Origin of the sequence: Desulfobacula sp. (assembly GCF_030145145.1) — a bacterium.
In the GTDB taxonomy this organism is placed as follows: Bacteria; Desulfobacterota; Desulfobacteria; order Desulfobacterales; family Desulfobacteraceae; genus Desulfobacula.
Genome location: NZ_JAQYWD010000001.1, coordinates 85,596 through 111,836 on the forward strand (window position 1 = coordinate 85,596; position 26,241 = coordinate 111,836).

A 26,241-nucleotide genomic window follows, 5' to 3' on the forward strand; every position below is an offset into this window, starting at 1 on the left:
ACTCAGTATCTGTGGGTGACGTTCAGATTGGAGAACGACCCACCAAAATAAGTTTGGGCAAAGGATTTAACGGTCTCAGGGTCATAGGCCTTACAGCTAAAGACATCCAGATAGGTGGTATTGGTTTTGTTTGCAAAATGGGCGGATATAAGAGAGGTCTCTATCAACTGAACCATTGAAAATCCGGCCACTTTTTCATCTTCTCCAAAATGAACCACCTGGGTTTCCCCGAACCGTTTCATTTCAATCAGGTCACATAATTCAACTACAAATTGTTTGATCAGGTCAGCATCCCTGATCTTGGCGGGGTCACAGTCATAGATATCAATGGCGGATGCAATCCCCCATACCTCAGGGACAGTATCCATTTTAAGGGGTGTTTCAGCTGTCAGAGTATTCATCGTCTTTTCTCCTTTCTTTTTTTGTCCAGGGTGCTGAACAGGCTACCATTTTCTTTGTCAGTGTCTTTCCATTGGGACCGTTTGCTGAGTTTCTTTCGACGCTGCTGCATTTCCGTCTGGTCTTCCTCACACAAGTCCTCATCATAAAAATCTTTGAATTTCGGGTTTTTATGCCTTGTTCTCCGATTGTTTTCTCTGGTCATTGTTTTCCTCATAAGGATCTATAAATAATTAGCCGGTATTGCTCGCGGACCTGAATTTCCCTTTAGCAACTGTTGTGCCGCACCTTGTTGTTTTTTTAAAAAAGACGGATGTTCAATTAAATCAGCGGGTTCCATGGATGACTGCCAGGATGGGACGAAATAAAATTCAGTAATTTTTATCCGAATTATGAAAATTGGTATTTTTTTACTTGATTTGTGGTCATTTTCAGGTATCATCAACAAATAGTGGGATTGTTTTGGTAAAAAATTACCGATCAAAGAAAGGGTCCATATGTTAATCAGGGTAGCCTGTGCCATCAAAGAAAAAAAACTGCAGGCAGATCTTGAAAAAAGATTGTCTGATTTTGATGTGCAGTTGAAAATATTCGGAAACAACAAGGCCCAGTGGCAGGAGCTGGTTCGCAGTTGTGGGGATGTGTTTTTAGTCAGTAAATCCCTGATCCCCCGGCCCATTGAATCCAGTGTGACGCTGCTGAACAATCTACCGGAAAAGCCTACCACCATTATTCTTGATGACCGGGAATCCTCGGAAGAACATGCAAATCTTCTGGCATCCGGGGCAGATGTCGTTTTATATACCGGCATTTCCCAGGACAGCCTGATGGAGGCCATTGAAAGTACCCTGGAATCCAGACGACAGTTTTATTATGTGGATCGCCTTGACCAGCGGGGCAGGATAAAACCCAGATTAAACGACTTTGTCTCAAACAGTGAAGATATGCAGCGGTTTCTTGAAGAAGTTCAACAGGTCGTTACCAGCGACGCCAGCCTGCTGCTTCTCGGAGAAACAGGTGTGGGCAAAGAACATCTGTCCAAGGCCATCCATGCTGAAAGTCACAGGGCTCAGGGCCCTTTTATCCCGATCAATATGGCGGCCATACCCGAGCAACTCATGGAAAGTGAATTATTCGGTCATGAACAAGGTGCGTTTACGGGTGCGGTCCGGTCCCGGCGGGGGGCTTTTGAACTGGCCCATGGCGGCACCATCTTTTTAGATGAAATCGGAGAAATGTCCCTGCAGATGCAATCCAAACTGCTTCGGGTCCTCCAGGATTTTGAATTTACACCAGTGGGTAGTGAAAGCCCTGTATGGGTTGATGTAAGGGTCATTGCCGCCACCAACAAGGATTTGGAAAAAGGCATTTTAAAAAACGCCTTCCGCCAGGATCTTTATTATCGAATCGGCGTAATCTCTCTGACTATTCCCCCCTTGAGAAAACGGAAGCAGGATATCCCTTCCCTGGCCAACCATTTTTTGAATATGCACAATATAAAAATCGGCCGTGAAATCCATCGGTTTTCCCGGGCAGCCATGGAAGCCCTTTGCCAATATCCCTGGCCCGGGAACATCCGGGAGTTGATGAATGTCATTGAACGCGCCGTCCTTTTATGCCGGTCCGACGTTATATCCGTTAACAATTTTCCCGGCACTTTCCAGGAAAGTGCTTCCTTGATAGGGGACTTTCCCGAGGGCCCGTCAAGTTTAAAGGATCTGGAGATGGATGCCTGGAAAGGGAAGACCCTTTCCGAGGTCAGGAAACGGGTGATCCGGAATGTTGAAAAAAAATATCTTGAAATGGTCCTTGGCCAAACCCATGGAAAAATCGGGGAGGCCGCAAAGATTGCCGGAATTCACCCAAGGGGGTTGTATGGAAAAATGAAACAGCTGGGACTTGACAAGACCGACTTTAAATCCCGGTAAAGCGGGGTGAGTTGTCAGCGTCCGTCCCGGACAATACTGCCTTCTGCCATGATCAGCAAGGGGAATGCCCCCAAATGAAAGGGGTCCGTGCCCCAGACAATCAAGCTGGCCAGTTTCCCGGGCTCAAGTGTTCCCAGGCAGTCATCTATTCCCAAGATAGCGGCATTTTTACGGGTAATTAAAGATATGGCATCTTCCGGTGTCATTCCGTGGATTAAAAAATATTTCAAAGAATCCCGAAGATGATGCGCCAGGATGACCGGATGGTCTGTCATGAGTCCGAAATCGGCATTGGACTGCATCAAAGATGCCGCATTTTTATAGGATGCATTTTTGAGTTCTACCTTATAATCAAATGATCCCACAGGGCCATATACAATCGGAATATTATTTTTTGCAAGGGCATTAAAAATGTCAACGTCACATATGTCACAGGCATGTTCCGCTGTAACGGTTATGTTGAACCGCTGCTTCATATCGATGAGGTACAGGGCATCATCCGCCTTATGAACATGGACCTTTGCACTAATTTCCCCTTTGAGAAGTTTAAAAACAGCCCATTGTTCCGTTGACAATGCAATGTCATAGGCCCGCTGGATCAGGGTCAGGTGCTGCTGGTTTTTTGGACCTGACAGATCAAGAACAGCCTGTTCCTTTTTAATTCGAGCCTGTTCTTCCTTTCTGAGGATTTCCAGAAAATAATTTTCCAGCAGGGCGGTGGTTCCCATGCGGGTGCTGGGCCTTTTCCCTTTCCAGGTCGTCGCCGCCCGGGGGTTGTATCCCAGGGCCATCTTGACCCCACACTCCCTGATTACGGCGGATTTTCGATTTGGGGAAAAATTTCTAATGACCATGGCCTGTCCACCCAGAATGTTTGAACTTCCCGGCAGGACACAACTGTAGAGCACCCCAAAATCCACGGCTTCACTAAATGCCCGGTCATCAAAATAAATACTGTTGACGGGGTTATGCAATGGGGTGAAGGCGTTGAGGGTATCGTCCACCTCTGATTCCCCGGCCGGTTCTCCCTGCCGCTCCATGCCGATATGGGAATGAGGGTCAATAAAGGCCGGGGTGACAACGCCCGATACATCGGATTTGTAATTTTTGGAACTCACTTCGACAATTTTATTGCCGTGCACCACAATGGATTTCCGGCGCGTTTTTATTCTGCCGTCATAGAGAAGGTCCGCGCCAATAATGAATTCTTTTCCAGCCATCCCAGCCTCCTTATTCCTTTGATTTTTTCTCAGAAAAATTATATTCTTTTGTATTACAATTGATGCAAACAAATTACAATATGCTGCTTTCACAATATGGGATCCATGGACTTGACCAGGCCGGAATCCGTTGAAAAAAAGCCGTAAATCAGGAGAGGTCCGCATGTATATCCCGTTCCATTACCAGGTATCTGAATATGACTGTGTTCCCACGGCCATGATCAATGCCGTCAGCTATCTGTTTCACAGAAAAGAGGTCCCCCCCATGGTCATTCGGCACATTTACATGTACTGCATGGACACGGTGAGTCGGGATGCCAGATTTGGCATTGGCGGGACCAGTAAACTGGCTGTGCGGCTCATGGGAAACTGGCTTCATTCCTATAAAATGAAAAAATTTTCAGTTGACACTGAATTTTTAGACATGGAAAGGGTCACCCTGGAAACGGGCGGTCGAATCCATACCTGTCTGGAACAAGGGGGGATTGTGCTGTGCAATATGCTTTTAACCCCCCAAGAGGAGCATTATATCATGATTACCGCCATTGAAGGGGAATGGGTCTATTGTTTTGATTCATATCTCAGGACCTCTGTACGGGGGATGCAAGGAAAAGTGAAGGTCCTCAAATCGCTGGACGGGCGGGCACCCAATTTGAGAATTAAAAAAGACTGGCTTGGCCGTGCACAGATCCGTCGATTCTGTCTGGGTCCCTTCCACATCAGAGAAAGCCTTCTGATATGGCGGAATTCCTGATCACACATCTAATACACGGTCAATTAAATATTTTCTGCGGGACTATGGGCTCTTTTTTTGTGATTTCTTAAAGTTTAAAAGCGTGTTGTCTTGAATAAAAAGGACAGCTTTGATATCTTTATTCGTTGAGTGTTGAGTAAGGGAAGCATTTTTTGCTTACAGTTTAACGGCAATTCTGTAAGCGGTTAATTTTTATCCATTGCAGGAAGATTTAAGATGTCACTGGTTCAGGAAAGACGACCTACCCGCCAAATTTGTATCGGCAATGTCAACATCGGTTCCAAGGCACCGATTTCAGTTCAATCCATGACCAATACCCAGACCCAGGATGTGGCGGCGACGGTGAGCCAGATCCTGGCCCTTGAAAGGGCCGGCTGTGAAATTATCCGGGTGGCGGTTCCGGATATGGATGCCGCAAAGGCCATTGAAAAAATCAAACAACATATTTCCATTCCTCTCATCGCTGATATTCACTTTGATTTCAGGCTGGCCCTGGCATCTGCAGCGGCAGGGGCGGATGCGTTAAGAATCAATCCCGGGAATATCGGAGAAGCTGAAAAAATCAAGGCGGTAGTGGCGTGTGCAAGAGAGCACCACATCCCCATCAGAATCGGTGTGAATGCCGGCTCCCTTGAGCGGGAGATTGAACACCGCCTGGGAACAACGGCGGAAGCCATGGTTGAAAGTGCGCTGGGCAACATCAAAATTCTTGAGGACCTGGATTTCCATGACATCAAGGTTTCCCTGAAAGCCTCGGATGTTTCAAGAACCGTAAAGGCGTATCAGCTGTTGGCATCAAAAACAGATGTACCGTTTCATGTCGGGGTAACCGAGGCCGGTGGCCTGTATGCGGGGATCACAAAGTCGGCCATCGGTATTGGTATGCTGCTGGCCCAGGGGCTGGGTGATACCCTCCGGGTTTCCTTGACAAGGGATCCGGTGGAAGAAATCAGGACCGGCTATGAGATTTTAAGGGCCCTGGGAATCAGAAACCGGGGACCGGAACTGATCTCCTGTCCCACCTGTGGACGGTGTAAAATTGATCTTTTTAAAATTGCCGAACAAGTAGAAAAGTCTTTACTTGAGCGGTCTTCCCAGATTAAAGTTGCGATTATGGGATGTATGGTAAATGGACCCGGTGAAGCAAAAGAGGCAGATATCGGTATCGCAGGTGGTGACGGCAAGGGGATTCTATTTAAACGAGGACGGGTGATACGAAAAATAGACCAGGATAAACTTGTGGATCAATTGCTGAGCGAAATAGACAATATGACAAAGAATTCGGAGGAACTGAATGGCAAAAAAGGTTAAATCAGCAATTACGCCAACCCGGGAACAAGACTATCCCGCCTGGTATCAGGAAGTGATTAAAGCCGCGGATATGGCGGAGAATTCGCCGGTCCGGGGATGCATGGTGATAAAACCATGGGGGTATGCAATTTGGGAAAACATCATGCATGAGATGGATGTCATGTTCAAGGAAACCGGCGTAAAAAATGCCTATTTCCCTTTGTTTATCCCGTTAAGCTACCTGGAAAAAGAAGCAGAGCATGTGGAAGGGTTTGCCAAAGAGTGTGCCGTAGTCACCCACCACAGGCTTGAACCAGACGGCGAAGGCGGGTTAAGACCGGCGGGAAAACTGGCCGAGCCGTTAATCGTTCGTCCCACATCTGAAACCATTATCGGGGAATCCATGGCCCGATGGATATCCAGTTACCGGGACCTTCCCATTCTGTTGAACCAGTGGGCCAATGTGGTTCGATGGGAGATGCGGACCCGGATGTTTTTAAGGACCAGTGAATTTTTATGGCAGGAAGGTCATACTGCCCATGCCACGGAAGAGGACGCAAGGGAAAGAACCCTTCTCATGCTGGACGTGTATACAAAATTTGTTGAAGACTATCTGGCCATGCCCGTGATCCGGGGGAAAAAAACACCTTCCGAGCGCTTTCCCGGGGCAGAAGATACCACCTGTATTGAAGCCATGATGCAGGATAAAAGAGCGCTTCAGGCCGGAACATCCCATTTCCTGGGTCAGAATTTTGCAAAGGGATCTGATATTAAATTCCAGAATGAAGAGGGTAAAGAAGCCTATGCATGGACCACCTCCTGGGGATCCTCCACCCGAATGATCGGTGGGATGATCATGGTACACTCCGATGATGACGGCCTGGTGCTGCCACCCCGGGTGGCACCGGCCCATGTCGTGATTCTGCCGATCTTTAAAAAGAATGAAGACCGCCGAACCATTATGGAAAGTGCCCAAAGCCTGAAAGACGCATTGGAAGAAAAACAATTCCATGGTAGAAAGGTTGTGGTTGAAATTGATGACCGGGATACGGGCGGTGCCAGGGGCTGGGACTGGGTGAAAAAAGGGGTGCCGGTCCGGATTGAACTGGGTCCCAGGGACCTGGAGCAAAACAGTGTTTTCATGGCCAGGAGGGACACCCCCTCTCACCAGAAAAATTCCATGGACAGGGACGACTTTATCCATCAGATTACGGATATCCTGGACAATATTCAGGATACGCTTTTTAACCGGGCCCAGGCCCGCAGAAAAGAAAATACCATTGAGATGGATGATAAAAAAGCCTTTTACAAATTGTTTAAAAAAGCCGGGGGATACGATAATGGCGCGTTTGTCATGGCCCACTGGTGTGGGGCAGATGCCTGTGAGGAAACCATAAAAAAAGATCTGTCCGTCACCATCCGTTGTATCCCTTTTGACAGCCCGACCGAAGAGGGGAGGTGTATCTGTTGTGATCATCCCAGTTCAAGGCGGGTGCTTTTTGCAAAAGCCTATTAAGCAACACCAATGATCAGAATTACCGACATACTGGATAAAATAGAAGAGTATAATCCTGGCGGAGATTTGAATATTATAGACCGGGCCTATATTTACTCGGCAAGGGTTCATGACGGGCAGGTCCGACTTTCCGGGGAACCCTATCTGTCCCATCCCCTTGAAGTGGCCAATATTTTAGCAGATATGCGGCTGGATGTTGAGAGCATTGCCGCAGCCCTCCTGCATGATGTCATTGAAGATACACCGGCAACAAAAGAGGACATTGAAGAAATGTTCGGTCCCGGGGTTGCCCATATTGTTTCCGGTGTCACAAAATTGTCCGTCCTGCCCCATTCCACCAAAATTGCCCAGCAGGCGGAAAGCCTGCGGAAAATGATTCTGGCCATGGCAGATGATATCCGGGTGGTTCTCATCAAGCTTGCGGACAGAATTCATAACATGAGGACCCTAAAGTATCACCCCACCCCTGAAAAACAGGCTGCCATTGCCCAGGAAACCCTGGATATTTATGCCCCCATTGCGGCACGTCTGGGGATTTTCTGGATAAAGTATGAATTGGAGGAAATCGCGTTTTATTATACCTTGAGGGATGAATATGAACGCATGGACGCCCTGGTGAATAAAGCCAGGCATGAAAAAGAAGATTACATCAAGGTGGTCAATGAGAAACTGCATGACAAAATGAAGGAAATGGGTCTGGAAGCTGAAATAAAGGGTCGGTATAAACAGCATTACAGTATTTATCAGAAAATGATATCCCAGAATCTGGAATTTGAAGAGGTCTATGATGTCATTGCGTTCAGGATCATCCTGGATACGGTTCCCCAGTGCTATGCCGCCATGGGTGCCATCCATTCCATGTGGAAGCCGATTTACTATAAAATAAAAGATTATATCGGTAACCCCAAACCCAATATGTATCAATCCATTCACACAACAGTGGTGGGGCCAAAAGGGGAGCGGGTTGAAATTCAGATCAGGACCCAGGATATGGACAAGATCGCAGAATCCGGAATCGCTGCTCACTGGAGCTATAAAGAAGGCACAAAGGTTGACGAAAATACCGGGGAGCTGTTCGCCTGGATTAGAAATCTTGTGGAAAATCAGGAAAATTATAATGACCCGGATGAATTTCTGGAAAATGTTCGCATTGATCTGTATCCTGATGAAATATATGTGTTCACGCCCCAGGGAGAGATCAAGATCCTGCCCAAAAAAGCCACACCCGTGGATTTTGCTTATCTGATCCATACCGAGGTGGGGGCCGAATGTACCGGTGCAAAGGTTGACGGAAAATTGGTGCCCCTTACCCACCAGCTGAAAACAGGGGATACCATTGAAATTATTACAACCAAGGGCCATACCCCAAGCCTTGACTGGCTCAATTTTGTAAAAACCGTAAAGGCCAGAACCAAAATCCGGGCCTGGATCAATACCCGGGAAAAAGAGAGAAGTTATTCCCTGGGGCGGGAGATGTGCGAAAAAACATTCAGAAAAAAAAGCCAGAATTTTAATGCCCTGGTTAAATCCGGGGAGATTAAAAAAGTGGCGGATATTTTCGGGTTTAAAAAGGTGGATGATCTCATCGCCCATGTGGGGTTTGGAAAAATTACCCCGCTTCAGATCTTGAACAAGGCACTGCCTGAACTGGAAAAACAGGAACCCAGAGACAGCAGTTCACCCCAGCGTCAGTCTGGAAAGCGACCCAAAAAAGACAGCACCGGGGTCATTGTAAAAGGGCTTAACGATATTCTTGTAAAATTTTCAAAATGTTGCAGCCCGCTTCCCGGAGAACCCATTATCGGGTATATCACCCAGGGCCAGGGGGTGACCATTCATCGGAAAGGATGCCTTAATGTGCTGAAAATGAGCAATGAGCGCAAGATTGAAGTCCAATGGAGTGAGGGGCTTACCGAGTCCTATCCGGCCAGTATCAAGATCAAGACCGATGACCAGTTTGGCCTTTTAGCAGAGATTGCCTCGGTGATCAGCAAACATAAATCAAATATCTTAAACGCAAAGACGGAAACCCTGGAAACAGGTGTGAGTCTGTTTTATTTTAGTATTATGGTGGAAAGTTCTGATCAACTGCGAAGAATCATGTCGGATATCCGGAAAATTAAAAAGGGGACAGATGTCAAACGGGTCGTCAGAAACGATTAAAGAAAGGAAATTTTGTGAAGTCCAGTGCCCTTGAAGTGAATTTATCCGACACAAAGGTTGATGTCACCATTAACGCAAAATATGAGGTTCTTTTGGAGATTGTGGCATCCTATGTGGGCATCTTGAACCGGATGAATATCTTTCTAAAAGAACTGTCACATCCCTATAAAAACTGGGAGTTTATTGTCAGTGAAGCCCGGCATTTTTCCCTTCAAAATTTTTATTTGTACAAGTCTCATCCAGATGGCGATAAGGCATTGGATCTTTTTGTGGAGATCTTTTTAGCGTCGTTTGAATCAGAATCAAACGTAATGGTGAAGACAAGCGCAGCAGATAATTTAATGCTGTTTTTACAGCATATTGTCAAGGAATCCGCGCAGGATCTTGACCGGTTTCTGCCGGTGATCGAAACAGCCGTACAAAAAATCCAAGCCTATGAAGGTCAGGACTTTTATCTGTTTGTCAAATCTTATTATCAGCCGGATAAAATAGCAAAAAATCTGTTGGACTGTCTTAAGGGCGATCAAGTGATTTTTGCATCCTTAAACCGGTTTCTGGTGAAGTTTTATGGGTATTCGTTTGATTACTGGCTGAACCAGGAGGACCCGATTTTTTGGATCGGCCGAAGTATTGACGTGGGCCAACTGGATCCGGGGTTACAATCTATTTTAAAAGCAGTATCCCACACCCGCATTGGGTTGTGGCAAAAAAAACTCGAAACCATTGTTCAGACAGTGGACCCATCGTCCCGCCATGCAACATATGAGTTGACCCGTCTGTTGAGCTATCAGGAGTTTGTCAGTCACATCTGGGCCGTCCCCCAAAAAATAATGGCCCAAAGTGGGGATGATATTGGTGGCTTCCACCTGAAATTGACCTTTCTTTTTTATATCATTCATATTCCCGGACTTTCCACCATTCATGTCCAGGCCCTGCGCGAGATTAACACCACCCTGACCCATCTGATCGGTGACAGGGATTTTAAAAAGGATATCAATATCATCAACCAGACCTTTTCCCTGCTCAAAGAGCATAAGGGAAAATACCCTGAAACGGTTCTGGACTGCATCCATAAAATAGGGGATTCGGTTTATAAAACATCCAATATTGAGCTGATCAACTACTTTATAGACCGGGCGGTTGATCACGGGTTTCAGTTTCCCATGATTGAAGGGACTGGTGATGACTGGCAGGTAAAATGCAATTCTGCGCATGTGAGAAATATCCGGGTGTTTCTGGATCTCATCGGGCAACATCCCAAAAAGTCACGAAGACTGTTATCGGCGTTGATCATTTCGCTGTCCATTGGTGGGGTTTTTATCAAAGATACCGATCTGTTCCCCAGGGATATTACCCGGTTTTTAAATGCCGATATTGAACCGGTTTTTAATCTGGTCAAGCAGCTGTCACGCTTATTGCCGGCCTTTTTTAATGAAATTGGTGCCGAGGGACAGCTCCGGGAAATTTCCACCCGGCTGGACGAGGCCTGTCTGAGGAAGGACCGGTTAATTCATTTTTTAAGGAAGCAATGCCATGTTGAAAGCTCAAGCCGGATCGTGGATTTTATCAAAGAAGTCATTCTTTTCTGGAAGACCGGAAATAAACAGCAGCTGGAACCTTATGTTCCCCCGTCAATTTATGGTGAAATCCAGGAATCAGGACCCTTTGTTGACGGGCCTAAAACGATTCTCAACCGCCTGGAATCAAAAGGAATATCCCTTCCAAAAGACTATCTGATCTACACGGAAGAGGCCATCAATACGTTCATTGATGGGATTGAGGGCGTGACGGATCTGGACAGATTAAGGATGAAATTGATTTTTGGGTTCTACCGGCTCCTGGGCCAGAAATATCGGGTCGATAACCTGGAATTGAAAAAATATCTGTCTTCGTTCCATTCTGAAAACCTGCCGGATACCAGTAACCTTCTTTTGGTAATGGAAGAAAAAAATCTGGAAAATAAAATCCTGTCCATGATGTCCCACATGAAAGAATTGAAAAAAATTATTCTTTCGGACCACCAGTATGAGGCCAATGAAGCGATATATCGTAAGCGCCATTTTGCCGTTGATATTCCATCCATGTACGGCAGTTACAATGAAGCAAAATTTGATGCCCTGGGATTGACCCTGAGGGTTGAAAGCATCCTGAATGTTTGGTTTGAAGAATTGGTTAATGCCATTGATCTTCGAGTCATCACCAAGTCTACCTTTAAACGGATTTACAATGTCCTGCATCTGTTCAGGACGGCATTGGATCTGGACGGCATTGTCTCCAACCAGCTGGATGTCCAGATGGATTTTTTAAAATTTTCCATGGATATCAGAACCTGTACCTTTACCCAGTACCTGGATATTTTCAAGGGATTTACACGGGCGGTGTCCGATATCATCCATGATCATTTCAATAATATTCATTCGAGTAATTTATCCCAGATCGAATCCCGTCTTGGAACGGACCAGATCCTTAAAAAATATCTGCCCACCGGATCAAAAAACAAACCATTAAAACTGGACCAGCGGGTGGCTGAAATCTTTTTCAGGGATCGGATTGCCACTTCTTTAGGGCTGCAGCAACTGGATGTGTTTTTAAACCGAATTTTACAGACCCTGTTTCAACAGTCTGAAAAATTATCCCAGGCCCATTTGAGCCGTTTGTTAAATTATGATCCCAAATGCGCTGTCATAGAAGTCGACAGCGCTGATCCCATCAGCAATAATATCATCTTTCTAGGGAATAAAGGATTAAACCTCATAAAATTAAAGAAAATCGGTTCTCCGGTTCCAGAAGGGTTTATTATTACCACAGAAGTGTTTAAGTGCCGTGAAATCATCAAGCATTATAAACCCGCCACCATCAATTTCAAACAGTCTGTGGAAAAAATGGTGGCCAGCCTTGAAAAACGAACTAAAAAACGGTTTGGAGATCCCCAAAATCCTTTGCTGTTATCCGTTCGGAGCGGGTCGTCCATTTCACAGCCCGGAATGCTGGACTCATTTTTAAATGTGGGGCTCAATGAGGAAATCGCTGCCAGCGTTGCCGGCCTCCGAAAGAACCCATGGTTTGCCTGGGACAGCTACCGGCGATTTATTCAAGGATATGGCATGGCGTTTGGCATCAAAAGGGATGAGTTTGACCATATCATCTATTCCAAAAAAAAGGCGTGCGGGGTCGAGTTCAAACGATTTTTCACCGGTGACCAGATGAAAGTTGTGGCCCTTGACTATAAACAATTGCTGCTGGATTCCGGGATTAAGTTGATCAAATCTCCCCTTGACCAGTTGTTTCTGGCCATTGACAAGGTGTTTTCATCCTGGGAATCCAAAAGAGGAAAGGATTACCGGCGGATAATGGGGATATCCAATGACTGGGGGACGGCTGTTACGGTTCAGTCCATGGTGTTTGGAAATCTGTCCCGGTTGTCGGGGTCAGGTGTGGTGTTCAGCCATAGCCCAAGGCTTCCGGGAGATACCATCCGGTTGTGGGGGGATTTTACCATTGGCAACCAGGGAGAGGATGTCGTGTCAGGACTCGTAAAAACCCTTCCCATTTCAGAGGTCCAACGGGAGTTGGAAAACCGGGATTCAAAGATCAGCCTTGAAAACAATTTTCCCCGTATCTATATGGAATTAAAAAAAATAGTGCATGTCCTGGTATATGATGAAGGGTGGAATCCCCAGGAAATTGAGTTCACCTTTGAAGGCGAAAACAGTGAGGACCTTTTCATCCTCCAGGCACGGGACATGTCCCTGAGGGATCGAAAGAAAATTGTGGATTTTGATGTGAGTCCGGAGCTTCTTGACAAAACATATCTGGGGCAGGGAATCGGTGTCAGCGGCGGGGCCATGAGCGGCCGAATTGTTTTTACCCTGGAGGAAATTGATGCGTTCAGACAGCGTCAACCCGAGACCCGGCTGATTTTATTGAGAAATGATACAGTGCCGGATGATATCCTGGAAATTGATGCCGCAGACGGGATTTTGACGGCCAGGGGCGGCTTAACCTCCCATGCTGCTGTGGTGACCTATAGCCTGGGAAAAACCTGTGTGGTGGGATGTGAAAATCTTGTTTGCAATGAATCCGAAAAAAAGTGTATGCTCAATGGGGTTAAAATGGTCACCGGCGACTACATCAGTATTAACGGTCAAAAGGGATCCGTATATAAGGGGTCCCTTAACATCAATTAAACAAACAGTATTGAAACGAGGGTACTTATGAATACAAACGGCTCTAGAACACTGGGTATTAACGGACTGGGAAGAATTGGCAAGCTTTCTTTGTGGCATCATGCCGGCAGAAAGTACTTTGATAATATTGTGATCAATGTCGGCCGTGAGGTCGGCCAATCTTTTCAAGATATGATTCATTATCTGGAAAGAGATTCAACCTATGGACGATTGGAGTCCTTTCTTCATGGATATCAGGCAAAATCGGTCATCAGTGATGTGGATGAAGCCACGGCTTCATTAACGGTGAATGGTGTAAAGGTAAAGATTCTGCGGCAGCATAGAAACCCAAGAGAGATTGAATGGGCAGCCCATAATGCCGGCATTGTGGTGGATACGACCGGCCAGTTCCTGGATCCTTCCCTGGGTGTGGATGCCGCCAAGGGCTCTATCCGGGGGCACATTGAAGCCGGTGCCCAAAAAGTAATTGCCTCGGCTCCCTTTAAACTCAAAGAGGGGGTGGGCATGCCTGAAGATGCCGTGACAACCGTGATGGGAATCAATGACGGAGACTATGATCCCATCCGGCATAATATTATTTCCAATGCCTCCTGCACCACCACCTGCCTTTCCCATATGATCAAACCCCTGCTGGATTATTTTGGCATTGAGCGGATCCTTTCTGCATCCATGGCAACCGTGCATGCGGCCACAGGATCTCAGCAAGTGTTGGACCGGCTGCCGAAAACCGATGCCAAGGATTTGAGAAAAAACCGGTCGATCCTGAATAACATTATTTTGACCACAACCGGTGCGGCAAAAGCATTGCAGCTGGTTATCCCGGAAATGGCAACCATTGGATTTATTGCAGAATCCGTGAGAATCCCTACAGCCACGGGATCTTTGATTATTCTGGTGATGAACTTTCAGGAAGAAATCAATAAAAAGTCCATTCGAAGAGAAATGATTAACTCAATTTATGAAAATGCCGTAACCGCCAATACAAACGGATACCTGATGTTTACCCAGAAACAAAATGTTTCTTCTGATATTATCGGAACACCAAAGGCGGCTGCTGTTATTGAAGGCCATGAAACCCATACGCGCACGGGCTCCATTAACATTAACCTTGAAAATGTGCGGGGGATTGATAAAACCATATTGGACCAGATCAAAGATCAGGTGACCAGCATTCAGGTGACCCAGGCCGTTATTTACGGCTGGTATGACAATGAAATGGCAAGCTATGTCAATATGCTGGGGGACCGGGTCGTGTCCATTGCCGAAGCCATGCATTAAAACATCACGTATTCCGTTTTTTCTAATCACCCTGGCAGGGGTCTTGTTTTTTTAACAAGTTTTGGCCATGCTTAAGAAAAAGACTCTGCCGTTTTCCATTGGTGAAAAACGGCATTACGCGGTTGATTCGATTTCATTCTAAAAGGGAAGATAATGTCTAATTTTATTTATAAGAGATGGCTTTGTTTCAATCTTCAGATACAGATCTCCGGTTTCTCCTTTACCTTTCTCCCCCATACCCGGAAGACGGATTTGTTGACCATGACATACATTGGGCGGAATTTTCACAACTAACTTTTTAGATCGCCATGTATGATAAGATGAAATTTAAATGCCAGATCACGATAAGCAGCCCTTATTTGTTCCGTGTTAGGACTGCAAATTTTATAGCTTGAACGAAAGGGATTGTCTTTTGATCCATCTCCTGCGTTGCATCAAATGCCCGATAGGCTGGACCGCGAACGGCCTGTAACGCAACAGATAAGCAAACTTGACTTGCCTGAAAAGTGAAAATTAAATTATTTTCTTGTGACACTTTGTTATCTGATTTCTTCAGTACTATTCATTTTATCTTTTTGAAATAATAAAATATATTTCTTTCAGATGCTATTTCTTATGAATAATCGGGCGATTATATAGAATCATTATTTATTCTTCCTATATCGTCATGGTTTGCAATTCAAACTATCAATTGGATAATCATTTTTTATTATAATATGAATACGGAGTTGATAATTTAAACGCAATAGAGCTTAGATATTTGGAGTAACCTTTGGATACCCACATCACCCCAACAATCTGTAGAATATGCAAAGAAAATTGCGGCGTACTTGTCCGTCAGGCCCATGAGGGTGACCTTCGCATTATGGGAAACCCGGATCATCCTTTGAGTAAAGGGTTTATCTGTTTCCGGGGGCAGCAGTTTTCTGATATCAGAAACCATCCGGAACGGCTTTCTAAACCTCTGTTACGGCAAAAAGGGGGATGGAAGCCGATCCCATATGAAGATGCCATGGATATCATGGCCGAAAAATTTAACCGCTGCCGCAAGATGTATGGTGCCCAAAGCGTCGCATTTTTAAAAGGAGAGGCCTTGAAGCATCAGGAAATCAGAGGATATATGAAACATCTGGCCCATGCCTTTGGTAGTCCCAATTATATGTCTGTGGGCAGTCTTTGCCATCAATCTCTGGCCATGGGGCATGGCTTGACATATGGCGGCATCCCCAAACCGGATTTTCAAAAAATAAAAAGTGCCGTTCTCTGGGGAACCAATGTTGCCGTATCTTCTCCGCGTCTTTTTTCCCGTATTAGAAAAGCCGTTAAAAAAGGGTTAAAGCTTGTGGTGGTGGATCCTTGAGAGACCCGGACCACGAACCTGGCAGACGTTCACCTGAAAATTACGCCCGGCAGCGACGGCCTGCTGGCGCTTTCGTTTTTAAAGGCCGGCATGGAAAAATATAACCGGTCAGCCGATCCGGCCCGGGAAAAAGGATGGGACCGATTCAAAAAAGAAATTGAAACCGCAACCTATGGTGAATTGTTGGAAAAAACCGGTATTACGGAAACCGAATTTTTCAATGCCACACAAATGGTGTTTGAAAATCTGCCGGGCTGGAATCTCGGAGGCGTGGCCCTTGAATTACAGCCGTCAGGGCTGCAAACCATTCGGTCAATTGCCTGTCTCCAGTCTATTGTGGACCCGCAGACCGCTCCGACATCCGTTCTGTTTCCTTTAAACAGGCTTCCAGGTCAGGATAATTATCCACAAATGGTCGACCCTGTAGGACTTTCGCAGGCATCACTTTATGTAAAGAAGCAAAAGGAAGCGCAGGCCATGTTTCTGCCGGATGCGATCCTGAAAAACGAGCCATATCCTTTGCGGGCCATGCTCTTAGCCGGTACCAATCCAGTGCTCACATTCCCGGACGCTGCATTGCAGCGGAAAATGTTCAGACAACTTGATTTTCTGGCGGTCGCGGATTTGTTCATGACCGAAACCGCCCAGGAGGCCGATCTGGTTCTGCCGGCAGCCGACTACCTGGATTGCCTTGAGTTGCACGACTACGGAGCCGCCGGAAAACCTTATCTGGGATTGGTCAATCCTGTGGCCCAGAAAGGGCCGGGGTGGCCGGTCTGGAAGTGGATCTTTAAACTGGCCGACAAACTGGAACTGAATGATTTTTTTCCATGGGAAACCAATGAACAGGCATTGCAGTACAAACTGGACCACACGGGTGTTTTTCTGGAAGATCTCAAAAACGATCGCTCGTCTGTCATCCGGTATCCGTCCGATGCCACAAAAATAATACCCCGCAGTAAGATCCAATATTTTTCACAGGACGCTCAGGATGCCGCATCCGCCGGGTTGCCCACGCCGAAATCCTTTGAACTGCCATTTTATACCAGCAAACAATATCCAGTCTGGCTGAGTACCGGAGATCGAGTCAACGCCTTTCAACACAGCCAGTTTAGAGGGTCGCAGATCCATTTGAGAAAACAAGGCGGGCCAAGAGTGGACCTTCATCCTGATCAGTCTACAGCCCTGGGTATAAGGAGCGGAGATCCGATACAGATCGTTACCCGTTATGGGAAACTGGCGGTCAAGGCCCATGTCACCGACCAGGTCCGGCCGGACTGCATCCGGATGACCCATGGATGGAAAACCCCCAATATTAACGACATTACCGGAATGGAATATTTTGATCCCCTGTCCGGTTTTCCATGGTGCCGAGCTCTGCCGGCGCGCATCGAAGTATGTGAGGGCCAATCATGATTGACTTGTCAAAAAAAGATAAATTAACGGCTAAAGAACGGATGATGAACCTGATTGCGGGCAAACCCCTGGATCGGGTTCCGTTCATCCCGTTTGCCAGTGGATTCTCTGCAAGGGTGTTTCAAGTGGACCGTGGAAAATTTTATCGGGATCCCAAAACCGCGTTTGCCGCTGGTATGAACCTGACGAAAACATACCCATGGATGAATTCAAGCCCCACTTACGGCTGGGCTGACCGGGGGGGCTGGGAATTCGGCGGCAGCATTCTCTGGCCGGACAACAATTGTTATCCAAGTCCTTTGTCGCCGGAACCGGTTATCACCGATCCTGGTGAGGTGGACACGCTCCTGGATCCGGATCCTGATACGGCAGGAATGATGCCTTTAATTTCACAATTTAACCTGATCAACCGCGAATACGGATTCCCCGCATCGTTGCCGGGAGGGACTCCCACCACATTCTCAGCCGGTATTGCAGGATTATCCAATCTGATGCGATGGATGATCAAATATCCGGAAACCGTATTAAAGCTCCAGCGCAAAGTCACAGATTTCCTGATAAGGTGCGCACAAAAGACGATTCATGCATATGGCGGTGAAAACTGTAGTCTTTTTTGTGCCCTGCCGGTGGAGGCCAATGACCTGATTTCGGAAAAATCCTTTGAGACCTTTTGCAAGCCGTATGTAGAAGAATTGTTGATTTACTATATGTCATGCGGCGTAAGAAAAGTAACAGTCCATCTTTGCGGAAACCATACCAGAAACCTGAAATACTGGAAGGATATGCCCCTGCCGAAAAGAACCATTTTTTCCATTGGTCATGAGATGGACCTTGAAAAAACCGGTCGGACCATCGGCAGCGATCACATCCTGGCCGGTAATATCAGCAGCGGCGTTCTCAAGTCAGGCTCTCCCGAAGCAGTTGAAGAAGAAACCTGTCGCTGTCTTAGTGCCGGAATGAAACATGCCGGTGGTTTTATCCTGATGCCGTCCTGTGAGCTTCCCCCGGATACCCCTTTTGAAAATATCGATGCCGTGGGCCGGGCCATTCGGAAGGCCGGTTATTATTAACCACAGCATCTGCAGCAACATATTATTAGGATACATTATATTATGGAAATGAATGTCCAGAATCTTAAAAAGGTTGTGAACAATAGCAAATTGGGCAGTATGACGATTCTGGCGGATCTGAATATCAGGATCACCGCAGGGGAGTTCGTTTCAGTTGTCGGACCCAGCGGGTGCGGCAAAACAACCTTATTGGAGATTGTGGCCGGACTCCAGGAAAAAACCGAAGGGAATATTATGATTGACAATATTCCCATAGATAAAAGCTGTGCCAACCGGGCCATTGTGTTTCAACAGTATGGGCTTTTCCCCTGGCTGACCGTGAAAAAAAATATTGAATACGGCCCGAAAATCCGGGGCGTGAGCAGGGCACAGAGACGGCATATCAGCCGGATTTATATCGAAATGGTCGGCCTTGAAGGATTTGAAACCCATTATCCCCATGAATTATCCGGCGGTATGCAGCAGCGGGTAGCACTGGCAAGAGCCATGGCAAACAAGCCGGATATCCTGCTTTTGGATGAGCCGTTCTCGGCTCTGGATGCCCAGACACGTGAAAACTGTCAACTGGAACTGCTCGCCCTGTGGCGTAAAACTCATGTCACGGTCTTGTTTGTTACCCATGATATCGGCGAGGCACTCTATCTTTCAGACCGGGTGTTTGTCATGTCTGCCCACCCGGGTACCATCCAGGCCTGCATTCCGGTTGACCTGGAACGCCCAAGAATCCCATCGGTGCGGATGACATCATCATTTTATCAAAAAGAAAAGCTGATCAGGAACATGATCGGCAACAGGAATAACATCAATGAAAACAAAGTTCTGGCATAGCATCGTTTTACCGATTTTGATCCTGATTGTCTGGGATCTGTTTACACGGTTCAGTACTATTTCTCCGTTTATTCTGCCGGACCCGCTTTCAATTGCAATAAAATTTATTGAAAATATGAAAAACGGAGAGTTTTTTAGTAATACCATGATTAGTCTGAAAAGAAGTATGGGTGGCTTTCTGGTCGGCAGTTTTCTGGGAATTGCCTCTGGAATTCTGATCGGCTGGTCAACATTCTGGGAGCATTTAACCGATCTTTTGATTAATTTTGTTCGTTCCGTTCCCAAAACAGCATTGGCACCCCTTTTTATCGTGTGGTTCGGAATCGGTGATACATCCAAAATTTTGCTGATCGCATTCAGTTCTTACTTTTTTACCGTTATCCCGACCATTGAAGGGGTAAAGAATGTGGATACCATACTGGTCAAATCGGCTCAATCCATGGGCGCCGGCCAGTGGCAGATTATGACAACGGTTATTTTACCCGCTTCTCTGCCCTCTATATTCGCAGGCATAAGGCTTGCGGTGACCACCTCCCTGCTTGTTCTGGTCATGGTGGAGATTATTGCCGGAAATGACGGACTTGGGTTCATGCTGGAAGAAGCCAGAGGCAACCTGAATATGGCGACCATGTTTGCAACACTTTTGTTGTTGGGCATCCTGGGGTATGCGCTGGACAGCTTCATGCAGTTTATGGGAAAAATCCTGATGCCCTGGCGAAAAGGAAAAACCATCTCTGTTTAATCATCATCTAAATTCAAAAAATTAAGGAGTTTGTAATGTTAATTGAAAAGAAAAGTAGTAGAACTGTTTTAATTGTGTTTTTGATCGTATCCTTTATCCTTACGGCAGGCAATGGCCTGGCCCAGAGTAACGATAAGATGAAAATTACCTATGCCTCATTTCTTGATTTTCTTATGGATCTTCCCATTGCCATTGAAATGGGATATTTCAATGACCTGGGACTTGAACTTGAAGCACTGGATATCGCCAGCAGTCCAACCCGAAACGGCCTGTTGCCTAAGCAGGACATCAACGGGGCATTTCTGCCAAGCCAGACCGCTCTTTTTTACGCGGAAAAAGGCATTCATATGGTCATGGTATGCGGGATCGGGAACCGGACGTTTGATTTTGCCGTCCGTTCCGATTCGCCGATACAGAATATTTCGGATTTTGAAGGGAAAACCATTGCCAGTGTACACAACCCCTCCAATCCGCGTCTGGCCCTGGACTATGATATGGATCAGGCAGGGGTCAAGGCGAACGTCATTGCTACCAAATCTGCGGCAGATCGTCTGTCCATGCTCATGAGCGGCAAGGTTGATGTTATCATGTCGGCACCGTCGACAGAAGCCCGGCTGGGAGATGGTATACGGATTGTCCATTCCTGCTCAACCAGCAAGTATCTGTGGAATTCGTGCGGCTGGTGGTTTAAACCTGATTATATAAAAGCGCATCCAGAGGCGATTGAAAAATTTGTAAAAGGTCTTTCCATGGCCCGGGAGATGATTATCAATGATCCCAAAAAAGCCATAAAGGTATTTTCCAAATACAACAAGCTGAATGATGCCGGTTTTAAAAAGCCGTTTGAACTGCCTCAGTTTGATAATCCCCCGGCGGTTTATGCTTATGGTTTGAACAAAACCTATGTGATGATGAAAGACTACAAAATTTTAAAAACCAATCTGGATATTGATCATATGGTGAATTCACGTTTTGCCAAGGTCTTGAGCCAGGACTATTAGATATTATTTTCACGCCCCCAACACGGCAGAAGCAAACTGGCTTTAATGGGGGCCAAAATATTAAAACCCAAGACATCGAATAAAGGTTTGTTCAAATTCGGGGTGGCCGGACAGTTCCACCACCTGGACGGTTTTGACCAGGTGATCCATTTCCTCCCGGAATGCAGTATTGGTCAAAAACGCCTGGGCACCGGTTTTGGAGGTATTGCCCACATAGGAGACCTTATTTTTAAAAACTTCGGGTAGCAGTTTGATACGGATCAATCCGTCCGCGGATAAATGATAACCGAATGCTCCGGCTATCAATACCTGGTCCACCTGTTCCGGTGATATTCCCGTTTCTTTCAGCAGAAAGGCAATGCCGGCCTGGATGGCGCCTTTGGCCAGTTGCACCTGTCGGACATCTTTCTGGGTTAAGTGAACATTTTTTGAAACATTGAACTGCCGGGATTTTGAGTTTTCAGACAGGGCAGCCAGCAGATGGGGGTCCATCTCTTTGGCATCCGGAGCAGCCAGTCGGCCGGTGGGCAGCAGGACCCCGTGGCGGACCAATTCGGCCACAAGATCGATAAGGCCGCTGCCACAAAGCCCCTGGGGTTCACCATCGGCAATTGTGGACAATGAAATATGGCCGGTATCGGACAGGGACACCCGTTCAATCGCTCCGGGGCCTGCCACCATGCCGCAGCTGATGTTCATGCCCTCCAGGGCCGGCCCGGCTGCTGTAGAGGTGGCCATCAGTCGGCCATTTTCGGCCAGAATAATTTCACCATTAGTACCGATATCCACTAAAAGGCTGATACCGGACCTTTTGTGAAGCATCAGCCCTAAAATACCCGAGGTCAAGTCCGCGCCGACATAGGCGGAGATCACCGGGGGCAGATACACCCGGGCAAAGGTGGCCAGTTCAAGTCCGATATCTGCTGCTTTAAGTGTTTGGTTTCCAGTGATTTCAGGGGTATAAGGATACCGCCCAAGAGAAACCGGGCTGACCCCGCAGGCCAGGTGCAGCATGCAGGTATTCCCGCTGAAAACAGACTCATAGATATTATTTGGCTGGATGCCGGTCTTGTTACACACGGTACCGACCATTTGATTCAGGCAGGTTACAAAAGCGTTCTGAAGGGTTTGCAATCCTTTTTGTGTATCTGCAAATTTGATTCTGGACAGCACATCCTGGGCAAAATTGGCCTGGGGATTCAACGCAGAGACCGATCCTTTTTCCCGGCTGGTTTTGAGATCGATAAGGCTGGCCACCAGCGTGGTCGTACCTATATCCACGGCCATCCCGAAAATATGTTCCCGGGTATCTCCGGGTTCGGTGCCGATACAATCGTGTCCTGTAAAAATTTCAGTAAGGTTCTTTTTTGGGTCAAATTTTTTTGATATCGCCGGGGCAAACCCTTTGGCATCGCAGTGCCCGTGATCCAGAACCGATGCCGGGTCTTTTACCGTATGAATATTCGGAAGACGATCGATTTCAATGTCTTTCAGAATCCGGGTCTGGCAGGCCAGAACCCATCCCTGCGACACAGCAGTGGGGTGTAAGACGGTATCTTCAGGGGTTAAAATATGGTTGTTGGCTCCATGCGACAGTTTTACCCGGCATTTTCCGCAGACACCGGTCTGGTTGCAGGGAGACTCAATGGGCAGATCGGCCATACGCGCGGCATCCATTATACTGGTGCCGACCGGAACCTTTATTGTGGTATATAAATTTTTAAACGTAACATTTGGCATATTCAAGGGGGTCCAATCAGATATTTTTTTCTTTTGTGTCAGGGGAGGTGTTAAAGGTTGCCACTAGATTGGACAGGCATTTGAGATTGGCAAGGGGGGTTAGCGGTGAAATTCCACAGGCCGGGGCCAGGATATCCACCCCGTTACGCAAGCAGGATCTGCCCGCCTTTTCCACTTTTTCCGGTGTGCCCAGCTCCAGGGTATAGGTGCTGATATTTCCCATGGTGACTTTGTCCGGGGCCAGGCCGTGCAGACTGGTGATCCCCACCACTGAATCCACGCTGATCACCTGGGCATCCATTTCCTTGATCAGGGTGCCGGTTTTTTTTATTTTTCCGCAGATGTGGACAATAACCGGAACATTTTTTACCTCCTGGAAATGGCGGGTCATCCGGTTTAAATACGGCAGCACGAATTCGGAAAATGCAGTGGGACCTAACAGGTCTCCGGTTGCGCTGGGATCGGCAATGCAGATTATTTCTGCACCGGCATCGATCATGGCATCACCAAACCGGATCACCTGGTCGGTGCAGAACCTTGTCAGTTCATGGATTGCTTTCTTGTCCCGGTGTACAGACCGATAATAGCGCATTGGGTCCACAAGGCTTGTGGCCAGGCTGGCCGGCCCGGGCAGATTGGCCAGTATCGGCAGGTCTGTTTCGGCCTGTTTTAGTATCCGAATGGCATCGCAGCAGACTGCGGCCCGTCCAATTCCGGTATCAAGGGGGGACAGGCGGTCCATGTCTGCCATGTTTTTCATGGGGTATCGGATGACATGGGGCTCCCGCGTCTGATGACCCAGATCCACTCCGGCCCCCATGCCTTCGGCTTCCACGGTCATACAAAAGGGAACGCCAAGATTCTCTATACCGGCCAGATCGGCCATGCCCCGTGTGAGTTGTGCCATCAGGCACGGGTCTTCATGGGCACTCGGCCAGTATACGTTAAGAAGCTGCATGACATCTTTCACCGCCATGGTCATCATTCCCCCGGGGCAGATCAGAGGGGGTCTGTCGACCGGTTCTTTTTTAACGGTTTTCATCAAACGCTGATAGGGCGTCACACGATTTCTCCTTATTACAGAGTTTTTTTGCCACGGCAACGGTTTGGGACGCGTTGGCCGCATACCCGTCAGCTCCGATACGATCTGCAAACCCCTGGGATATCGGTCCGCCGCCTACCAGGATTTTAAATCGGTCACGGATGCCTTCTTTTTTGAGCATCTCGATCACCGAGGCCATGCCGTCCATGGTGGTGGTCATAAGGGTGGAAAGACAGATCAGGGTGGCATTCACTTCTTTTGCCTTTTCAATAAAATCCGCCAGGGGAACATTCTTGCCTAAATCATGGATTTCAAAACCGGAAACATCCAGCATGATTTTAACCAGATTTTTACCTATATCATGGGTGTCTCCTTCTACCACACCGATAACACATCCGATTTTTTTTTCACTTGCTTCGTGCTTGATATAGGGCTTTAAAATATCCAGAGCCAGATAAAGGACGTCCGAGCAGATCAGCAGCTCCGGCACGAAATATTCCTCTTTGTCATAAAGGTCTCCGGCCTGATTCATACCTTTTACAAGGCCGTTATTGATTGCATCCAAAGCATCCTGACCGGTTTCAAGAACTTCTTTGGCGACCTGGACAGCCTTGTCTTCATTCATGTTTAAAACGCTGTCTGCCAGATCTGTTAAAATATCTTTTCTCGATCTAACCATTGCTCTCTCCTTTTGCTTTTTTCCGTTGACGTGAACTGTTTTCCTATGGTGGCCACGTCAGGGTTAAATGCAAGAGAATAATCCATGATTCATGAATAGGTCAAATTGATAATCCAGATGTAAATAGAATGTTCAATAGAAACGGGCAATAGATTAGAAACGGAAATTCAATTAAATGGTCAAAAACCATTAACTAGTAGTAAATTATAAAAGTCTAGATTTTTTTTGCAATAATATGAAATAGTTACGGTGTGAATTTAATCAAAAATTGTTGAGGCGCCGGAATGACAAAAAAACTTAAAATCTGGTCCTAAACCGCTTTCAGCATATTCTTCAGAAATCGAAAAATTGGGCTTGATCATCGTTTCGGCCAATACCCCGTCAAACCATATCTGGGCCAGGGAATCGGGTTCAGCGGTGGGGCCATGAGCGGTTGAATCGTTTTTACCCTGGAGGAAATTGATGCGTTCAGACAGCGTCAACCCGAGACCCGGCTGATTTTATTGAGAAATGATACGGTGCCGGATGATATCCTGGAAATTGATGCAGCAGACGGGATTTTGACGGCCAGGGGCGGTTTAACCTCCCATTGGGAGATGATCAGTGCGGGAAAAGCAATTTTCAGAGTGCTCTTTGATACCTATTTGCTGGCTCTCCAGGTCAATCATTTTTCAGGCGTGTTCAAAAAGAGTGAAAATCCCACAGTAACCCTGTGGGTCAACGCAGATCAACGCCGGATTCCTGTAAGAATAAAGATAAAGGTGTTTATCGGAAGTGTGATCTTTGATCTTGTTTCAGCGAACTGACCCGATCAATGGATAAGGCATCTTTTTCATCCTAAAAGGGAAGATAATGTCTAATTTTATTTATAAGAGACGGCTTTGTTTCAATCTTCAGATACAGATCTCCGGCGCCTCCTTTACCTTTCTCCCCCATACCCGGAAGACGGATTTGTTGACCATGATATACATTGGGCGGAATTTTCACCACTAATTTCTTAGATCTCCATGTATGATAATATGCATAGGGACCCCCTTTTCTGGCAAGATCAGGATCAATCTGAATTGTATCATGGAAATCTTTACCTTGCAGTGGAATACTTGCACCGGATATGTTTTGCAGTAATGTCCGGGCAAGCCAGGCCATTTTGCCGGGGAAATTAAATTTAAATGGGATTTTACCCGCATTCAATGTGCCGAAAAAGAAAAACCCTTTAACATTGAAATTATTGTCTTTAAATTCAAACCCCTTTCCTTTTTTGCCAGAAAACTCTTTAGAAAGGTCATTAAAACTTCTAAATCCAAAAGCGGTTGCAAGTTCGTCAAATACCTTATGGATGTCGGTTCCTGAAAAAATATCCTGATCTGAATAGTTTTTTCGAAAATGTGTATACGCCTGGGCAGAACCGTATTGTTGTTGCAGGGAATCATAATCACGCCTTTTTTTGACGTCAGACAATACAGCATATGCTTCATTTAGCTGTTTCATTTTATCCGATGTATCAGAATCTCCTTTATTTCTATCCGGATGAAATTTAAATGCCAGATCACGATACGCAGCCCTTATCTGTTCCGTGCCAGCATCTTTTGAAACCCCTAAAAGGTCATAATAATCTTGGTTTGCCATAA

21 protein-coding genes and 1 pseudogene are annotated in these 26,241 nt (G+C 46.6%); 13 read left to right on the forward strand and 9 right to left on the reverse strand.

Annotation, left to right across the window (positions count from 1 at the left end; all coding sequences use genetic code 11):
- Positions 1–2 precede the first annotated feature (2 nt).
- Both Q1Q15_RS00390 and Q1Q15_RS00395 read right to left on the reverse strand, forming a co-directional pair.
- Entirely contained in the window at positions 3–401 is a 399-nt protein-coding gene (locus Q1Q15_RS00390; RefSeq protein WP_300455054.1) for an S-adenosylmethionine decarboxylase, read from the reverse strand.
- Positions 398–604: a hypothetical protein gene (locus Q1Q15_RS00395; protein ID WP_300455057.1), complete on the reverse strand. Its 207-nt coding sequence runs from the start codon at positions 602–604 to the stop codon at positions 398–400. The genes Q1Q15_RS00390 and Q1Q15_RS00395 overlap by 4 nt, the downstream gene beginning before the upstream one ends.
- 292 nt (positions 605–896) lie before the next feature.
- On the opposite strand from Q1Q15_RS00395, the gene Q1Q15_RS00400 reads away from it, so the two are divergent.
- Positions 897–2,327, forward strand: coding sequence for a sigma-54 dependent transcriptional regulator (locus Q1Q15_RS00400; RefSeq protein WP_300455060.1), 1,431 nt, complete (start codon positions 897–899; stop codon positions 2,325–2,327).
- Between the two features lie 14 nt (positions 2,328–2,341).
- Here the strand turns inward: Q1Q15_RS00400 and Q1Q15_RS00405 are convergent, their stop codons facing one another.
- Complete coding sequence (locus Q1Q15_RS00405) at positions 2,342–3,547, reverse strand: amidohydrolase family protein (RefSeq protein ID WP_300455062.1); 1,206 nt, start codon at positions 3,545–3,547, stop codon at positions 2,342–2,344.
- Between the two features lie 163 nt (positions 3,548–3,710).
- Here Q1Q15_RS00405 and Q1Q15_RS00410 point away from each other — a divergent pair, with 163 nt between their 5' ends.
- From Q1Q15_RS00410 to Q1Q15_RS00435, 6 genes are all read left to right on the forward strand, one after another.
- Positions 3,711–4,301 carry a hypothetical protein gene (locus tag Q1Q15_RS00410; protein ID WP_300455065.1) on the forward strand — a complete coding sequence of 197 codons (591 nt, stop codon included), beginning with the start codon at positions 3,711–3,713 and terminating at the stop codon, positions 4,299–4,301.
- 216 nt (positions 4,302–4,517) lie between these two features.
- Positions 4,518–5,612 (forward strand): flavodoxin-dependent (E)-4-hydroxy-3-methylbut-2-enyl-diphosphate synthase, encoded by a 1,095-nt coding sequence (gene ispG / locus Q1Q15_RS00415; protein WP_300455068.1) that lies wholly within the window; start codon positions 4,518–4,520, stop codon positions 5,610–5,612.
- Positions 5,596–7,107 (forward strand): proline--tRNA ligase, encoded by a 1,512-nt coding sequence (gene proS, locus Q1Q15_RS00420; RefSeq protein ID WP_300455071.1) that lies wholly within the window; start codon positions 5,596–5,598, stop codon positions 7,105–7,107. The genes ispG and proS overlap by 17 nt, the downstream gene beginning before the upstream one ends.
- 9 nt (positions 7,108–7,116) lie before the next feature.
- Positions 7,117–9,270, forward strand: coding sequence for a bifunctional (p)ppGpp synthetase/guanosine-3',5'-bis(diphosphate) 3'-pyrophosphohydrolase (locus Q1Q15_RS00425; protein WP_300455074.1), 2,154 nt, complete (start codon positions 7,117–7,119; stop codon positions 9,268–9,270).
- Positions 9,271–9,284: 14 nt separating this feature from the next.
- Positions 9,285–13,457, forward strand: a complete 4,173-nt coding sequence (locus Q1Q15_RS00430) for a PEP/pyruvate-binding domain-containing protein (RefSeq protein WP_300455077.1) — start codon at positions 9,285–9,287, stop codon at positions 13,455–13,457.
- A 27-nt stretch (positions 13,458–13,484) separates the two neighbouring features.
- Positions 13,485–14,735 carry a glyceraldehyde 3-phosphate dehydrogenase NAD-binding domain-containing protein gene (locus Q1Q15_RS00435; RefSeq protein ID WP_300455079.1) on the forward strand — a complete coding sequence of 417 codons (1,251 nt, stop codon included), beginning with the start codon at positions 13,485–13,487 and terminating at the stop codon, positions 14,733–14,735.
- A gap of 138 nt (positions 14,736–14,873) precedes the next feature.
- Here Q1Q15_RS00435 and Q1Q15_RS25415 read toward each other — a convergent pair whose 3' ends face one another.
- Complete coding sequence (locus Q1Q15_RS25415) at positions 14,874–15,062, reverse strand: DnaJ C-terminal domain-containing protein (protein WP_363320843.1); 189 nt, start codon at positions 15,060–15,062, stop codon at positions 14,874–14,876.
- A 445-nt stretch (positions 15,063–15,507) separates the two neighbouring features.
- Here Q1Q15_RS25415 and Q1Q15_RS00445 point away from each other — a divergent pair.
- From Q1Q15_RS00445 to Q1Q15_RS00465, 5 genes and pseudogenes are all read left to right on the forward strand, one after another.
- Positions 15,508–17,511: pseudogene (locus Q1Q15_RS00445) on the forward strand (molybdopterin-dependent oxidoreductase).
- The gene (locus Q1Q15_RS00450) at positions 17,508–18,581 is read left to right on the forward strand and encodes a uroporphyrinogen decarboxylase family protein (protein WP_300455086.1); all 1,074 of its coding nucleotides are present in this window, start codon (positions 17,508–17,510) and stop codon (positions 18,579–18,581) included. The pseudogene Q1Q15_RS00445 and the gene Q1Q15_RS00450 overlap by 4 nt, the downstream one beginning before the upstream one ends.
- Before the next feature lie 42 nt (positions 18,582–18,623).
- On the forward strand, positions 18,624–19,409 hold the full coding sequence (locus Q1Q15_RS00455; RefSeq protein ID WP_300455088.1) for an ABC transporter ATP-binding protein: 786 nt from the start codon (positions 18,624–18,626) through the stop codon (positions 19,407–19,409).
- Positions 19,387–20,151 carry an ABC transporter permease gene (locus Q1Q15_RS00460; RefSeq protein ID WP_300455090.1) on the forward strand — a complete coding sequence of 255 codons (765 nt, stop codon included), beginning with the start codon at positions 19,387–19,389 and terminating at the stop codon, positions 20,149–20,151. Before Q1Q15_RS00455 ends, Q1Q15_RS00460 begins: the two co-directional genes overlap by 23 nt.
- 35 nt (positions 20,152–20,186) lie before the next feature.
- Positions 20,187–21,152 (forward strand): ABC transporter substrate-binding protein, encoded by a 966-nt coding sequence (locus Q1Q15_RS00465; protein WP_300455093.1) that lies wholly within the window; start codon positions 20,187–20,189, stop codon positions 21,150–21,152.
- A 60-nt stretch (positions 21,153–21,212) separates the two neighbouring features.
- Here the strand turns inward: Q1Q15_RS00465 and Q1Q15_RS00470 are convergent, their stop codons facing one another.
- From Q1Q15_RS00470 to Q1Q15_RS00485, 4 genes are all read right to left on the reverse strand, one after another.
- Positions 21,213–22,892, reverse strand: a complete 1,680-nt coding sequence (locus Q1Q15_RS00470; RefSeq protein WP_300455095.1) for an ASKHA domain-containing protein — start codon at positions 22,890–22,892, stop codon at positions 21,213–21,215.
- 16 nt (positions 22,893–22,908) lie between these two features.
- Positions 22,909–23,955 carry an MtaA/CmuA family methyltransferase gene (locus tag Q1Q15_RS00475; protein ID WP_300455098.1) on the reverse strand — a complete coding sequence of 349 codons (1,047 nt, stop codon included), beginning with the start codon at positions 23,953–23,955 and terminating at the stop codon, positions 22,909–22,911.
- Positions 23,921–24,613: a corrinoid protein gene (locus Q1Q15_RS00480; RefSeq protein WP_300455101.1), complete on the reverse strand. Its 693-nt coding sequence runs from the start codon at positions 24,611–24,613 to the stop codon at positions 23,921–23,923. The genes Q1Q15_RS00475 and Q1Q15_RS00480 overlap by 35 nt, the downstream gene beginning before the upstream one ends.
- A 257-nt stretch (positions 24,614–24,870) precedes the next feature.
- Positions 24,871–25,095, reverse strand: a complete 225-nt coding sequence (locus Q1Q15_RS00485) for a hypothetical protein (RefSeq protein WP_300455104.1) — start codon at positions 25,093–25,095, stop codon at positions 24,871–24,873.
- Positions 25,096–25,116: 21 nt separating this feature from the next.
- Here Q1Q15_RS00485 and Q1Q15_RS00490 point away from each other — a divergent pair, with 21 nt between their 5' ends.
- Positions 25,117–25,419, forward strand: coding sequence for a DUF3108 domain-containing protein (locus Q1Q15_RS00490; protein ID WP_300455107.1), 303 nt, complete (start codon positions 25,117–25,119; stop codon positions 25,417–25,419).
- Between the two features lie 31 nt (positions 25,420–25,450).
- Here Q1Q15_RS00490 and Q1Q15_RS00495 read toward each other — a convergent pair whose 3' ends face one another.
- A complete protein-coding gene (locus tag Q1Q15_RS00495) occupies positions 25,451–26,239 on the reverse strand; it encodes a DnaJ domain-containing protein (RefSeq protein ID WP_300455110.1) in 789 nt (262 codons plus the stop codon).
- Positions 26,240–26,241 lie beyond the last annotated feature (2 nt).